Below are 15,312 nucleotides of genomic sequence, written 5' to 3' on the forward strand. Positions count from 1 at the left end.
GAAACTTTCCTTAATAAACACCAGCGAGGCTGGCGGGAACGGATAACCGCGTCACTCTAATCATTAATGATATCAGCGATTTTTGACAGGCGGATTTTGCCCGTAATTCAGCGAAGCACATAAGAAAAAAATGTGATAAAACTTTCCAGACACAACGCAAACGATTTCATACCACTCTAATTAGGGTCGACAGTCATGATCCCACAGATTTCTCAAGCACCTGGCGTCGTTCAGCTGGTGCTTAATTTTTTGCAGGCACTGGAGCAACAGGGTTTTACAGGTGATACCGCCACGAACTATGCCGACAGGCTGACGATGGCGACCGATAACAGTATTTACCAGCTTCTTCCCGATGCAGTCGTCTTTCCACGTTCAACGGCCGATGTGGCGCTGATTGCCCGGCTGGCGACGCAAGAGCGTTTTAGCGCTCTGGTGTTCACCCCGCGCGGCGGCGGCACCGGAACAAATGGCCAGGCCCTGAACCAGGGCATCATCATTGATATGTCGCGCTATATGAACCGCATCATCGAGATCAATCCTGAAGAGGGATGGGTACGCGTTGAAGCGGGGGTGATTAAGGATCAGCTCAACCAGTATCTGAAGCCCTACGGCTACTTTTTTGCGCCGGAGCTTTCTACCAGCAACCGGGCAACCATCGGCGGGATGATCAACACCGATGCCTCCGGCCAGGGTTCGCTGGTCTACGGAAAAACCTCCGATCATGTTCTGGGCGTACGGGCGGTGCTGCTGGGCGGCGATATCCTGGATACCCAGCCTGTGCCGGTCGAGCTGGCTGAAACGCTGGGTAAAGAGAACACCGCAAGCGGGCGCATCTATCGCACCGTGCTGGAACGCTGTCGCGATAACCGCCAGCTGATCCTCGACAAATTCCCCAAACTGAACCGTTTCCTGACCGGTTACGACCTGCGTCACGTCTTTAACGACGAACTGACCCAGTTTGATTTGACCCGTGTGCTGACCGGCTCCGAAGGAACGCTGGCGTTTATTACCGAGGCGCGGCTGGATATCACCCGGCTGCCCAAAGTGCGCCGCCTGGTGAACGTCAAATATGACTCTTTTGATTCCGCGCTGCGTAATGCCCCGTTTATGGTGGAGGCGCAGGCGCTGTCGGTGGAAACCGTTGACTCGAAGGTGCTTAATCTGGCGCGGGAAGATATCGTCTGGCACTCGGTGCGGGAGCTGATTACCGATGTGCCGGACAAAGAGATGCTCGGGCTTAACATCGTTGAATTTGCCGGAGACGATGCAGAACTTATCGATAGCCAGGTGACCACGCTCTGTCAGCGGCTTGATGAACTGATCGCCCACGGCGAAGGCGGGGTCATTGGCTGGCAGCTCTGTAACGACCTGGCCGGCATTGAGCGTATCTACGCGATGCGTAAAAAAGCGGTGGGGCTGCTCGGCAATGCCAAAGGCGCCGCGAAGCCGATTCCGTTTGCGGAAGATACCTGCGTCCCTCCTGAGCATCTGGCGGATTATATCGTTGAATTCCGTGCGCTGCTGGACAGCCACGGCCTGAGCTATGGCATGTTCGGCCACGTTGATGCCGGGGTGCTGCATGTGCGTCCGGCCCTGGACATGTGCGATCCGCAGCAGGAGATCCTGATGAAACAGATCTCCGATGAGGTGGTGGCCTTAACCGCGAAATATGGCGGCCTGCTGTGGGGGGAACACGGAAAAGGGTTCCGCGCCGAGTACAGCCCGGCGTTCTTCGGTGAACAGCTCTTCGGCGAGCTGCGCAAGGTCAAAGCGGCGTTCGATCCCAATAACCGTCTCAACCCGGGGAAAATTTGCCCGCCGGAAGGCGTGGACGCGCCCATGCTGCAGGTGGATGCCGTCAAACGCGGCACGTACGACAGACAAATCCCCATTGCCGTGCGCGCGTCCTGGCGCGGAGCGCTGGAGTGTAACGGCAACGGCCTGTGCTTTAACTTCGACGTGAAAAGCCCGATGTGCCCGTCGATGAAAATCACCAGCAACCGCATCCACTCGCCAAAAGGGCGGGCGACGCTGGTACGCGAATGGCTGCGTTTGCTGGCCGATCGCGGTATCGACCCGCTCAAGCTGGAGCAGGAGTTGCCGGAAAAACGGGCCAGCCTGCGTTCCCTGATAGAGCGCACCCGCAACAGCTGGCATGCGAATAAGGGCGAGTATGATTTCTCCCATGAGGTGAAAGAGGCCATGTCCGGCTGCCTGGCCTGTAAAGCCTGTTCGACCCAGTGCCCGATTAAGATAGACGTACCGGAGTTCCGCTCGCGCTTCCTGCAGCTCTACCACACGCGCTATCTGCGCCCGATGCGCGACCATCTGGTGGCAACGGTGGAGAGCTATGCCCCGCTGATGGCCCGGGCACCAAAGACGTTCAACTTCTTTATCAATCAGCCGCTGGTGCGCAAGCTTTCCGAAAAACATATCGGGATGGTGGATCTGCCGCTGCTCTCGGTGCCGTCGCTGCAGCGTCAGCTGGTGGGGCACCGCTCGGCAAACATGACCCTGGAGCAGCTTGAGGCGTTAAGTCCTGAGCAAAAAGCGAAGGTGGTGCTGGTGGTGCAGGATCCGTTTACCAGCTATTACGACGCGCAGGTGGTGGCCGATTTTGTCCGTCTGGCGGAAAAACTGGGGTATCAGCCGGTGGTTCTGCCGTTCTCACCCAACGGTAAGGCGCAACACATTAAAGGCTTCCTCAACCGCTTCGCGAAAACGGCGCAAAAAACGTCTGATTTCCTTAACCGGGTCGCCGGGCTGGGCATGCCGATGGTGGGTGTCGATCCGGCGCTGGTGCTCTGCTATCGCGATGAATATAAGCAGACGCTGGGCGATAAACGCGGGGCGTTCCACGTTATGCTGGTGCACGAGTGGCTGCCGGCGGCTCTCGAGCAGACCAGCGCCATGGAGGTCAGCGGTGAGCCGTGGTACCTGTTTGGCCACTGTACCGAAGTCACCGCGCTGCCGGGCGCACCTGCGCAATGGGCCTCTATTTTTGCCCGCTTTGGCGCGAAGCTTGAGAGCGTCAGCGTCGGTTGCTGCGGCATGGCAGGCACTTACGGGCATGAAGTGAAGAATCACGCCAACTCGCTCGGTATCTACGAGTTGTCATGGCATCAGGCGATGCAGCGCTTGCCGCGAAACCGCTGCCTGGCAACGGGCTACTCCTGTCGTAGCCAGGTGAAACGTGTTGAAGGTAACGGGGTACGCCATCCGTTACAGGCTTTACTGGAGATTATCGGATGATCTGGAAACGTGCCGTCACGCTACAGGCGTTAAACGCCATGGGCGAGGGGAATATGGTCGGGTTGCTGGATATCCAGTTTATCCGCATTGGGGAAGATGATCTGGAGGCCACCATGCCTGTCGATCATCGTACGCACCAGCCGTTTGGTTTACTGCACGGCGGTGCGTCCGTGGTGCTGGCCGAAACCCTGGGCTCGGTGGCGGGGTATCTCTGCACCGAAGGGGAGCAGAAGGTCGTCGGGCTTGAGGTGAACGCCAACCATATTCGCTCGGTGCGCAGCGGGCGGGTGCGCGGTATTTGCCGCGCGCTGCACGCCGGTAGCCGTCATCAGGTGTGGCAGATTGATATTCTCGATGAGCAGGATCGGCTGTGCTGCTCATCCAGGCTGACGACGGCGGTGGTGTAAATTTCCTGATGTTTTTGCATTTGGTCAAAATCTCGCCAGGGTGTTGTGATATACTGGTCAGGATTTGTACACAAGTGAGGACATCATGGATACTGAAATAACCCCAACGCAACTGGCAATTGAATATTTACGTCGCGATAACAGCAACCTGTCTCCGGCGCAGTACCTGAAAAAGCTGAAACAGCTTGAACTGGAGTTTACAGATTTGCTGGCGCTCTCTTCGAATGAACTGAAAGAAGAGATCTATTTTGCCTGGCGCTTGGGCGTTCACGTCCATTGAGAGAATGAAAAGGCCGCGAGCGCGGCCTTTTTTGTGTCTGCAATTCAATACCGGGCGGGAAGTTTATTGATTTTAATCAGCCTGCCATCTTCCATTTCAATAAAGCCCCCTGTTTTGAGATCGGCCAGGATACGCATCACGCCGCTGCGGGAAAGCTGAGTTTTATCGCGAATGTAGCGTTCTGCGGTTATCTCCCGGCGATAAGATTCATCTTCATTCATTAATAACATCAGCTGCTGGCGGATCATCTCATAGGCCGTCGGGGCACCCTTTGGCATGACGGTGTTATAGAGCCGGTTGTACATAAACATCAGGTGGTTTGATATCAACCCCCACAGCGCCTTCTCCTGGATAATGACGTGGAGTTGCTCTGCGGTCAGCGTTCCAATCTTGCAGGGGGTCACCGTTTTCAGGTAGTCGTCAAAAAAGATGTCATTAATATTGGCCACTCCAAATAACGCCGGGCTTTTCGCGGTCGACAGCATCAGATTGTCGCTGCGTCGGTAAATGGCAACGGTCCCTTCCAGAATCAAATAACTCATTCCCCGGCCATTAACCACCAGATCCAGCTGCTCCCCGCGATCGAGATGACGGACAGAAGAATAAGGTTGTAAGTGCGTAATCAGCGCTTGCGCATAGGGAGAACCACGATGGGGTTTTTCTGTGGAGGACATAACCTGAACCTGAAAGAATCGTCTTTCTGATTATAGCGTTACTCCTTATTACCGACATCACCTGAATCAGTATTTCCGCGGCAGATGGTGGACATCAAGCAGCACGCCGCGCTCCATCGTAATGTACTTCCCGGTGCGCAGTTCGGCCAGGATCCGCATTATCCCGCTACGCGAAAGCCAGGTGCGACTTTGTATATAGGCGGCCGCCGTGGTGTTCAGCCGTATTGCTTCGGGCTCCTGCATCAATTCAACCAGCTGAAAACGGATGATGTCATAGGCCGACATCTGCGAGATCCTGGAGCAGTGCTCATAGACCCGGGAGGCGGTATAGATCAGCAGATGCGAAAACGGTTCCCACAAATTGTGTTGCGCAATCACGCCGTTAAAACGCTCCAGCGAAACCCCGGCGAGTTCGGAGGTCTCCAGCGCCCTGACATACAGGTGCTCTGAGGAGAACTGGCTACTCACGCCAAGAATAAACGGCGCGGATTCAGAATTTAAGACGATGCCATCTCCCCGACGGTGCAACGCCACGCTGCCCTGGAGCAATAAAAAGCACTGACGCACGTCGTCTGCATAATAGTGGAGCACTTCCCCCCGGGACAGTATGCGCCTCTCTGCCAACGGAAGAAGATAATCAATTAATTTCTCGATGTGCTTATAGGGTTTAGCCGTAAGCACGGTGGCTTTTTCATTATCGAGACTGGGAGCCATTCGGGTGTTCATCAGATACCTCACTCACGGACGCGATCATTATTTGATCGATATAAAGAATTATCTTAAAAAACAGCGAGTCGTGGAATATTTAAGACGGGTCCAAAAATAGACCGCAGTAAATGACGAGCCTAATTATATGAATTCTAAGGACGTAAATTAGGGGTCTAAAAGTAGACTGAAAATAGAAAGGCTTAAGAAATTCAAAACTGAAATGTATTTATTTTGTTAAAGAGAAGTCTACAGCTAGACCTCAAAATAGATTGTGTGCCGAAAAAGAGTTGTATAAATTTCGGTCATCGGCTGATGAAGCCCGAATTATGTAATCTGGATTTCGGTAATAAATAAAGTGATACAGGATTTGATGATGAAAAATAAAATGATGATAACCCTGCTGGCAGTTGGATCCGCCCTGACAGCAACCCACGCTTTCGCCGCAGCAGGTACCGTTAATTTTAACGGAAATATTCTGGATTCCGCCTGTGACGTTGATGTGGCTTCGCAGAACCAGGTGGTGGTATTAGGTGATTATTATAAGACCGAGTTTCCAACCACCGGGGCCAGAACCGCAGCCACGCAATTTAATATCGTGTTGAAAAATTGCCCGGTGACGGTGACTAACGCGAAGGTTCGCTTTGATGGTACGCCAGATGCCACCAATTCCAGCCTGCTGGCGATTGATTCGTCCGCGGCGGGAGCGGCGACCGGAGTGGCAATCAACCTGATGAGTGCGGATAAGGCTGATCTGCCGCTTCACGGCAGCAACAGCTATAGCTATGTGCTGAGCAGCACCGCGGATAATACCCTGAGTTTCTACGCTCAGTATATTTCCACCGCAGCGACTGTTACCGCCGGTCCGGCGAATTCTGTCGCTAACTTCTCCGTGGTTTACAACTAATCGTTTGCAGCAATGTGCAGGGGGCCATCCCGGCCCCTTTGTGGTATGAGGTTTACAATGCGTTTTATCAACACAACCGGACTGGCCGTAGCGCTGTCAGCACTGACGCTGAGCACAGCGCAGGCCGGAGTGATTATTGGCGGCACCCGTATCATTTTCGATGGGACAAAAAAAGAGGCGTCAATAAGCATTAATAATCCTGACGCGACGCCTTATTTAATTCAGTCATGGATAGATGTGCCGGAAGGTAATTCAGGTAAAGCGCCTTTTATTATTACACCACCGTTATACCGACTGGATGGCGGGCAAAAAAACGTCGAGCGAATTGTGATGGCGGGTGCACTGCCTCAGCAGCAGGAAAGTTTATTTTGGCTGAATATTAAAGCGATCCCTTCAGCATCAAAACAGACGAACGCCCTGCAAATAGCAGTGAAAACGCGCATCAAACTGATCTACCGGCCAGAAAGTTTGCGGGCGTCTACGCCAGAAGAACAGGCTAATAAATTAACCTGGCAACGCGCCGGGAATGAAATTCAGGTCAACAACCCCACGCAATATGTCGTCAATTTTAATGAAATTACGCTGGGGGGGAAAAAGCTGGACGATGTGACCTACGTGTTACCCGGCGCCTCAGCCCGGTTTGTATTACCCAATGAGGCAAGGGGAAATTCACTCACGTTTAAAATTATTAACGACTATGGCAGTCCCGGCGTATTACATCAAGCCAGTTTGTGATCCTTTCACAAACGGCAACGCCTGCATTAACCCGGTAATTCGCAATGACGGTAAATAACACAATGAAACCCGCACGCCTGGCGATGTTTATCGCCTTAGCGTTTGGCGGATCCTCAACCTCGCTCTACGCCAGTGTTGCCTTTAACACCGAATTAATTGAGCTGGATAATCCAGGCATGGATAAAGCCGATTTGTCGGCCTTTGAATCAGGCTCGCAGGCACCGGGGATCTACCATGTCGATATTATTGTCGACGACGCGTTTCTGGAGACGGGGGATATTCAGTTTACCGCGAGCAAAGCCGACAACGGCGATGCGTCATTGCAGCCTTGTCTGAGTCTTGCGCAATTAAAACGCTGGGGGGTGAAAACGGCATTATTTCCTGCGCTCAGTGCAGGACACGATGAATGCGTCAATCTTCAGGCGATTCCCCAGGCCAGTGCCGATTTCCAGTTTGGTGCCCAGCGTCTGGTGTTGAGTATTCCGCAGGCCGCCATCGATCTGCCTGCAAGAGGCTATGTGCCGCCGGAGATGTGGGATGAGGGGATAACGGCAGCCATGCTCAATTACAGCCTCAGCGGCGCGAACAGCCGGGCGAAAGCGGGTGAGGAGGCCAGCAGCAACAGCCAGTATGCGAACCTGCGTCCGGGGATAAATATTGGCCCGTGGCGTCTACGCAACTACACCACCTGGTCACGGGATGGCGCGGGGAAAGCTCGATGGGACACGGTCTACAGCTATCTGCAACGTGCCGTTATTCCCCTGAAAGCGCAGCTTACCCTTGGTGACAGTTCCGCCCCGGCCGATGTCTTTGACAGCGTGCCTTTTCGCGGGGTTCAGCTGGCATCGGATGATGACATGTTACCGGATTCCCTGAAAGGCTATGCCCCAGTGGTCCGCGGGATCGCGCGCACCAATGCTCAGGTGGTGATTCGCCAGAATGGCTATCAGATCTACCAAAGCTACGTGGCGCCGGGCGCGTTTGAAATTACCGATATGTATCCCACCGGCGGCGCGGGCGATTTAGACGTGACCATCAAAGAGGCCGATGGCAGCGAGCAGCATTTCACGCTGCCGTATGCCTCGGTACCGGTATTGCAGCGCGAAGGGCGACTGAAATATGCCCTCACCGGTGGACAGTATCGCGCCTACAACAGCAGCGTGGAGAAAACCCCGTTCGGGCAGATCGCCGCGATTTATGGGCTTCAGAAGGGCATCACGATCTATGGCGGGGGGCAGGGTGCCAGCAAATATCAGTCGCTTGCGGTCGGAGCCGGTAAAAACATGGGGGACTTCGGCGCGCTTTCCGTCGATGTCATCCAGGCCTGGTCAACGCCGGCCAATACTGCAAAAACGCAGGGGCAGTCCTGGCGAGCGCGTTACAGCAAGAACGTCATTAATACCGGCACCAACTTTTCGATTGCGGGGTACCGTTATTCAACGCGCGGCTATTACGGACTCCAGGACGTGCTGGACTCCTGGGGGAACAGCGGCGCACTTCAGGACAGACGGCGTAACCGCCTGGAGCTCACCATGAGCCAGACGCTGGGCGGTGACCGGGGCGCGCTGACGCTCAGCGCCGCGCGGGAAGATTACTGGAACGCTGACAGACCCATGGCGTCGTGGAGTGTCGGCTACAACAATGACTGGCACAACATCAGCTATGGCGTGAGCTGGACATACAGCAAAAATGGCAACCCGTCGTCCGGCAGTGGAAGTACAAAGACCTACGTTCACGACCAGCTTCTGGCGCTGACCGTTAGCGTACCGCTGGATAAATTTCTGCCGCAGACGTGGGCTAACTATGGCCTGAACGCCAGCAAGAACAGTGGCACGACGCACAGTATCGGCATGAACGGGGTGGCCCTCGACAATAGCGCCCTGAGCTGGAATATCCAGCAGGGTTACGGTACGGATGGCGTGGGCTATACCGGTACGCTCAACGGCGACTATAAAGGCACGTACGGGGAAGTTACGGCGGGTTATGGGTACGACAAACATAGCGAGCGCCTTAGCTATGGTTTGCAGGGGGGGATCCTCGCGCATGCTGATGGCGTGACGCTGTCTCAGCCGCTGGGGGAAACCAACGCGTTAATCAAAGCCGCGGGCGCGCACGGCGTGAATATTCGCAATCAGTCCGGCGTGCGAACGGATTTCCGGGGCTATACGGTGGTGAATAACCTCTCCGTATACCGCAAAAACGATCTCACTCTCGATCCGGAAAATATGCCTGACGATGTGGAGCTGGAGATCAACACCCGCACGGTCACGCCTACGCGCGGCGCGGTAGTAAAAGCCGATTATTTGTCCAAAGTCGGACGTCGGGTGCTGATGACGTTGACGACGCCTGATCAGTACGTGCCGTTTGGCGCGGTTGTTACCCTGGCGGATGATGACAAGAGCAGCTTTATCGTGGGCGATCGCGGCCAGGTCTATTTAACCGGCCTGCGCGACCAGGGCACGGTCCTGGCAACATGGGGACATCAACCTCACCAGCAGTGTCGGGCAGATTTTAGCCTGCCGAATGGAGCGCAATACGGCGGCATCACGGACATCAGCGTCTCGTGTCGCCAGGAGCATTAAGATGAAACGGATCAACATGTTATTACTGCTGTGCTGTCTTTGCGCATGGCATATCGCCCGGGCCGGGACCTGCACCACCATTACGCCTCAGCTTTCTACGCTGTCGGTGGGCACAATCAATGTTCAGCGCGATGCGCCTGTCGGCACGGTGATTTTTTCCGGCGCGGCGAGCAATACCGGCACCTACCTTAGCGGGTGTACCAATCCGCTTATGCTGGGTTTTAGCATGCGATACAACAATGCCGCGCTGAGCAGCTACGGCAATCATGTATACAACACCAACGTTAGCGGGATTGGCATTCGGCTTTCATCAAATGCCTATTTTGAGAACCCGAGCAATACATTCTCGTATAGTGCGCAGACCTCGTATGTGGTCTGGTACGGGGGCTGGGTCGAGTTGGTGGTGACTGGCCCGGTATCGTCCGGCGCCTTAACGCCAGGCCCCATAGGGGCGGTGACGCTGCAGGGCAGCGATGGTATTTACCGTGACGGGTTAACCGTGCAGCTGACCGGCGGCACAATCAACGCGCTGGCCTGCACCATCACCACGCCGCAGCTGACGTTCCCGATTGGTGATATTTCAGCCGCAGCATTTGGCTCAGTGGTGGGGACCACGCCAGCAGTTGCGCAGAATACGCAAAACCTCGGGTTGAACTGCAGCGCCGGCACCAATATTTCGGTTTCCCTGAGCGGAATACAGAACCCGGACAGTGCGAATACCAGCGTAATGGCATTAACAGGGCAGGGAAACAGCGGCACCGCAAAAGGCGTTGGCGTGCAGCTTCTCTATAATGGCTCGCCGCTGACGTTAAACAGCCGTCTTTTATTAAAACAGTCTGCAGGCGGGCAGGAGACGCTCCCGTTAACGGCACGCTATTTCCAGACATTAACATCCGTTGAGTCCGGCTCGGCAAATGCCTCCGCCACCCTTAATTTGACCTACCAGTAACAGGTGAAATGATGAAATTACCCTTCAGGAGAGGGATGCTCCTCCTTGCATTCAGCTGGAACGTCATTGCAGCTGATAGCGTTAATCTGGGCGTGACGGGAAATATCATCGCCTCGCCCTGCGTATTTAATGGCGGGAGCGCAAACCTGGATATTAATCTTGGAAATATACAGGCGACTAATATGGCGACGCCGGGATCGACATCCGATCCGGTGCCGTTTAATTTGCAATTTACCCAGTGCCCGGCGGGGACCCGCAGCGTCACGGTCTCGTTCACCGGCACCCCCGATCCGGCGGCCGGCGCGGACTACTACATGAACAGCGGCTCGGCGACAAACGTGGCGATAGCCATGCGTGAGGCCGCAACGGGAACGCTGAAGGGGACCGGGTCCAGCATAACGCAAAATATTGCGCCGGACAGAACGGCGACCATGGCCATGCAGGCTTCGGTAAAATCTGTTACCGGTGGCGCGACGCCGGGCAGTGTCAGCGCAGTTGTTGTGATGACCATGCAATACAATTAACAATCCCGCGCGTTAATAACGCTTATTGACTGACCCACATCGGTATTTGCTATGTTGAATATTCTGATTCAAGAGACAGACCAATTTTTTCACCATGGGCTGCAGTGTTTCTTTGTGGAATTCTTTTTGCGTAATTTTAAACAGCAGATTCATTTCGAGGCGGAGCTTAGCCGTGATAACGTCAGTGCCGCCGATATTATCGTTCTCTCGTTTTGTATGGGGGAGGCGCTGGTCTGTTTTCCCGAATTACAGGCGCGCCAGAAAGGGATTGTGATCGGATTGGTAGAAGATGAATATCATTTTTCTGCCTTACCCTCCTGCTTTAACGATATTATTTTTATTTCGCGTCGTGCTTCGCTTGATCGGATAAGCCAGGTGCTGTTCATTGCCTGGTACCGCGCAGAGCTGGCGGGGAACAGCTGGAAGCAAAAAAGCTGCGCAGAGTGTCAGCATAAAATATTATCACCCCAGCAAAAACGCATTATGGCCAATTTTTACCGGGGATTATCGGTAGTGCAGATCGCGCATGCGCTGAAGATCAGCGATAAAACCGTTTTTACACAAAAGTATGTAATGATGCAGAAATTTAATCTGCGAACCGATTTTGAACTGATTGCCCTTATTCGCCGAATGGTGCAGAGGAACAGTTATCCTAACCGGCTCGGTGACTATCTCGCATTCTCTTTGATACTGTAAATTACCTGAATTTGTGCGCCGTTATGCGCCTTTAGCATAGCGCGCGCGTCATGGTACTTTTTATGCTTTATATAATGACGCCTTCGCTATGCAAATTCATAAAACCATCAAGCCGATTTTTGTCTGTAAGTTTAAGTGTGTTGGGCCAGAATGCTTAATGTCATGTTGTCGTGGCTGGACAATCGCTATCGACAAGAAAACCCATCAGAAATACGTTCTCTCCTCGCACACAGAGATTGCCGCCATTGCCAAAAAGAACCTTATCCTTCAGAGAAAGGGTAAGAACAGCTACTCCAGAGTGAAGTTAAACGAAAAAGGGGACTGTCCTTTTATCGATGAAAACAAGCTCTGCATGGTCCACCGCGATCTGGGGGAAGAGGCGCTCTCGCATACCTGCAGCACTTACCCCCGGAGTTCAACTCGCTACAAGGATGAGACACGGCACACGATGACGCTCTCCTGCCCGGAGGTGGTGCGGCGGGTGCTATTTGACCCGGATGCGATGCTGCTTCAGGAGCAGGATGAGCTCGTGGCTGGCTATAAAACCAATTTGATTGGGCAGCGCCAGTCTGTCTCGCAGACTCAACAGGTAATCCATCTTTTCGCCTGGAATTTAATCCAGTCGCCATCCCGTAATATAGAAGAAAATTTGATGGCGCTGGCGCAGTTTATTCTTTGTCTCCAGCACGTTAACGTCGATCTGCATAATAAATTTGCTGAAGTGGAAAATTTCTACGAAGCGCTTCTCAATGAGTTGCAAAGCGGAAAATCGCTGATGGATTCCGGTCATCTGGCGAAGTCAAACGCAATGAAATATCTGGCTTTGTCCGTCATGGGAACGCATGTTGCAAAAGATACAGCCCGGGACGGTTTTATTCTTGAAGGGCATCAGCAAATTGCCGCATACCTGGATGTTGCCGGTATTAGCGACGCGGCGGAACTGGAGACAAAATTCGACGCGATTAATCAGCAGTGGCACAAATTATGTGAGGATTCCTGTTTGTCAGAACCTTACGTGTTACGCAATTACCTGCTGTACAAACTCTACAGCAGCTATTTCCCCGGCAAAAACATGGCGACGATGATGCGTCAGTTTTATCGTATCGTGCTGGACTTTTTCTATATCAAATTCATCCTCAGCGTGAGATCGATGCAGGGCGAAATCGACCAACAGGTGGTAATGAAAACCATCGCCAGCCTCTCCGAAAAGACCATGCACAATAACACCATTGATGCCCGCATGGACTTTGCGATTGATAAAATCAATGGCGGCGATGATTTATCCTGCCTGCTGTTGATTGGATAAACGCCCGTAACGTAGGCCGGGTAAGCGCAGCGCCACCCGGCATTTTCTCAGACATTCACCGCACTGATCAGCCGAGACTTCATGGACTGGTACGCCGATGCCGCAAAGTCCTCAGCCCAGCGTTGATCCTCAATGACGTCCAGCTGAACCGCACAATACTTCGTTTCCGGCGTTTTGGAGATGGGATCGAGATTATCCTGCGTCAGTTCGTTGCAGGCACCAATCCACCACTGATAGGTCATATATACAGCCCCGGGGTTGATGCGTTCGCTGAGGCTGGCGCGGGTAATCACTTTACCGCGGCGCGAACGCACCCAGACCAGTTGCCCGTCAGTAATACCGCGTTGTTCCGCATCCGCCGGGTTCAATTGCACCCGACCCGGTTCGTCGGCCAGGCTTTGCAGCGCAGCGCAGTTTCCGGTCATGGAACGACAGGAGTAATGTCCCACTTCGCGCACCGTGCAGAGCACCAGAGGATAGTCTTCGTCAGGTGTTTCAGCGGGCGCTCGCCAGGGCGCGGCAAACAGTTGCCCTTTGCCGGTTGGCGTGTCGAAGTGATTATCTTTGTACAGGTACGGTGTGCCGGGGTGATCCAGCGTTGGGCATGGCCACTGGACATGGCCCATTTCGCCCATTTTTTCGTATGTTACGCCGTAGAACAGCGGACACAGCGCGCGCATCTCATCCCAGATCTGCTGGTTTGAGGTGTAGTGCATCGGATAGCCCATTTCTGTCGCCAGCAGGCTGATGATCTCCCAGTCGCGTTTTACGTTGCCGCTGGCCTCAATGGCCTTGCCGAAACGCTGGAAGCCGCGATCGGCACAGGTAAAGACGCCCCCGTGTTCGCCCCAGGAGGTGGCGGGTAACAGAACATCCGCCACTTCCGCCGTTTTGGTCATGAAGATGTCCTGCACCACCACAAAGTCGAGCGCCTCAAAGCCGCTGCGCACCAGGCCCAGGTCGGCCTCGGTCTGCAGCGGATCTTCCCCCATGATGTAATAGGCTTTGACTTTACCTTCCAGGGCGAGATGCGGCACCTCGGTAATACGCGTGCCGACGCGATCGTCCATTACCGTAACGTCAATTCCCCAGGCATCGGCGAACTTCTGCCTGACAGCCGGGTCCGTCACGTCCTGATAGCCGGGGAACATATTGGGCAATACGCCCATGTCACACGCTCCCTGCACGTTATTTTGTCCGCGAACGGGACCGACGCCGACGGCAGGGCGACCAAGGTTACCGGTTAACAGCGCCAGACTCGAAAGGCCTTTTACCACATCTACGGCCTGACCAAACTGTGTGACGCCCATTCCCCACATCACGGTCGCTGAAGGTGCCGCTGCGAAAGTGCGCATCGCCTGGCGGACATCGTGGGCGGGAATGCCGGTCAGATGTTCGACCTTCTCTGGCGCGTACTCTTTCACCGTCTGCCGGTAGGCCTCAAGCCCCTCCGTGAAGCGTGCGACGTAGTTTTTGTCGTACAACTCCTCTTCCAGCAGCACATAGCCAAAGGCGTTAACCAGTGCCATATTGCTGCCGTTTTTCAGTTGCAGATGTTGGTCGGCAATGCGGGCTGTTTCAATCCGACGCGGATCGCAGACGATAATTTTCGCACCGTTCTCACGGGCTTTCAGCACGCGGCGGGCGACAATAGGATGGGAATCGGCGCAGTTGTATCCGAAAACCAGCAGGCATTTTGAGTGTTCAATGTCGTTAATGGAATTACTCATCGCGCCGTTGCCCAGCGTTTCCTGCAAACCCGCCACGGAAGGCCCGTGGCAGACGCGTGCGCAGCAGTCCACGTTGTTGGTATGGAGTACCGCACGGGCGAATTTCTGCATCACATAGTTGGTTTCATTGCCCGTCCCCCGGGAAGAACCGGTGGTCATGATGGACCGCGGGCCGAACTGCGCTTTAATGTTTTTAAGCTTGTTGGCGGTATAACGAATGGCCTCGTCCCAGGTGACTGGGGTAAAGGGTTCGCCTTTGTGGTAGCGGATCATCGGTTGCGTCAGGCGAGGGGTGAGCAAGCGGGTATCGTTAAGGAAGTCCCAGCCGTAAAAGCCTTTCAGGCACAAGGTGCCCTGATTGGTTACGCCGTCTGCGGCTTCGGCACGGATAATACGGTTATTTTCAACAACGAGGTTTAATTTACAGCCTGCACCACAGTAAGGGCAGACGCTGGCGATTTTTTTCATCAATAACAGACCTGTTAAGAAATGAAGCAAGATGACCGGAGAGCCCGATCCCGTAAAGAGGAGTAAGCAGGAAGTGTGCCATCTTTACGATGCGTGT

13 protein-coding genes are annotated in these 15,312 nt (G+C 54.1%); 10 read left to right on the forward strand and 3 right to left on the reverse strand.

The window, feature by feature from the left end; translation table 11 throughout:
• Window positions 1–195 precede the first annotated feature (195 nt).
• From ydiJ to ACQG2G_RS09045, 3 genes are all read left to right on the forward strand, one after another.
• Window positions 196–3,252 (forward strand): D-2-hydroxyglutarate dehydrogenase YdiJ, encoded by a 3,057-nt coding sequence (ydiJ, locus tag ACQG2G_RS09035; RefSeq protein ID WP_020688342.1) that lies wholly within the window; start codon window positions 196–198, stop codon window positions 3,250–3,252.
• Entirely contained in the window at window positions 3,249–3,659 is a 411-nt protein-coding gene (gene menI, locus ACQG2G_RS09040; RefSeq protein ID WP_023620692.1) for a 1,4-dihydroxy-2-naphthoyl-CoA hydrolase, read from the forward strand. Before ydiJ ends, menI begins: the two co-directional genes overlap by 4 nt.
• 85 nt (window positions 3,660–3,744) lie before the next feature.
• Entirely contained in the window at window positions 3,745–3,939 is a 195-nt protein-coding gene (locus ACQG2G_RS09045; RefSeq protein ID WP_013096972.1) for a YdiH family protein, read from the forward strand.
• 44 nt (window positions 3,940–3,983) lie between these two features.
• Here the strand turns inward: ACQG2G_RS09045 and ACQG2G_RS09050 are convergent, their stop codons facing one another.
• Together ACQG2G_RS09050 and ACQG2G_RS09055 are read right to left on the reverse strand one after the other, a co-directional pair.
• On the reverse strand, window positions 3,984–4,613 hold the full coding sequence (locus tag ACQG2G_RS09050) for a helix-turn-helix domain-containing protein (protein WP_023620691.1): 630 nt from the start codon (window positions 4,611–4,613) through the stop codon (window positions 3,984–3,986).
• Window positions 4,614–4,679: 66 nt separating this feature from the next.
• Window positions 4,680–5,339, reverse strand: a complete 660-nt coding sequence (locus ACQG2G_RS09055; protein WP_061772765.1) for a helix-turn-helix domain-containing protein — start codon at window positions 5,337–5,339, stop codon at window positions 4,680–4,682.
• A gap of 355 nt (window positions 5,340–5,694) precedes the next feature.
• Between ACQG2G_RS09055 and ACQG2G_RS09060 the strand changes: the two genes are divergently transcribed.
• The 7 genes from ACQG2G_RS09060 to fliB all read left to right on the forward strand — a co-directional run bounded on the left by ACQG2G_RS09060 (window position 5,695) and on the right by fliB (window position 13,017).
• A complete protein-coding gene (locus tag ACQG2G_RS09060; protein ID WP_029882031.1) occupies window positions 5,695–6,225 on the forward strand; it encodes a fimbrial protein in 531 nt (176 codons plus the stop codon).
• Window positions 6,226–6,282: 57 nt separating this feature from the next.
• Window positions 6,283–6,960 carry a fimbrial biogenesis chaperone gene (locus ACQG2G_RS09065; protein ID WP_013096968.1) on the forward strand — a complete coding sequence of 226 codons (678 nt, stop codon included), beginning with the start codon at window positions 6,283–6,285 and terminating at the stop codon, window positions 6,958–6,960.
• A gap of 44 nt (window positions 6,961–7,004) precedes the next feature.
• A complete protein-coding gene (locus tag ACQG2G_RS09070; RefSeq protein WP_248078456.1) occupies window positions 7,005–9,542 on the forward strand; it encodes a fimbria/pilus outer membrane usher protein in 2,538 nt (845 codons plus the stop codon).
• A gap of 1 nt (window position 9,543) precedes the next feature.
• On the forward strand, window positions 9,544–10,491 hold the full coding sequence (locus ACQG2G_RS09075) for a fimbrial protein (RefSeq protein ID WP_013096966.1): 948 nt from the start codon (window positions 9,544–9,546) through the stop codon (window positions 10,489–10,491).
• Window positions 10,492–10,526: 35 nt separating this feature from the next.
• On the forward strand, window positions 10,527–11,015 hold the full coding sequence (locus ACQG2G_RS09080; RefSeq protein WP_013096965.1) for a fimbrial protein: 489 nt from the start codon (window positions 10,527–10,529) through the stop codon (window positions 11,013–11,015).
• A 51-nt stretch (window positions 11,016–11,066) separates the two neighbouring features.
• Window positions 11,067–11,711 carry a helix-turn-helix transcriptional regulator gene (locus ACQG2G_RS09085; protein ID WP_013096964.1) on the forward strand — a complete coding sequence of 215 codons (645 nt, stop codon included), beginning with the start codon at window positions 11,067–11,069 and terminating at the stop codon, window positions 11,709–11,711.
• An 88-nt stretch (window positions 11,712–11,799) separates the two neighbouring features.
• A complete protein-coding gene (gene fliB / locus ACQG2G_RS09090; RefSeq protein ID WP_248078454.1) occupies window positions 11,800–13,017 on the forward strand; it encodes a flagellin lysine-N-methylase in 1,218 nt (405 codons plus the stop codon).
• 47 nt (window positions 13,018–13,064) lie between these two features.
• Here the strand turns inward: fliB and fdhF are convergent, their stop codons facing one another.
• A complete protein-coding gene (gene fdhF / locus ACQG2G_RS09095; RefSeq protein WP_061772715.1) occupies window positions 13,065–15,215 on the reverse strand; it encodes a formate dehydrogenase subunit alpha in 2,151 nt (716 codons plus the stop codon).
• Between the last annotated feature and the right edge of the window lie 97 nt (window positions 15,216–15,312).

This window comes from Enterobacter cloacae complex sp. 382A5 (assembly GCF_050031095.1).
GTDB classification, from domain to species: Bacteria; Pseudomonadota; Gammaproteobacteria; order Enterobacterales; family Enterobacteriaceae; genus Enterobacter; species Enterobacter cloacae.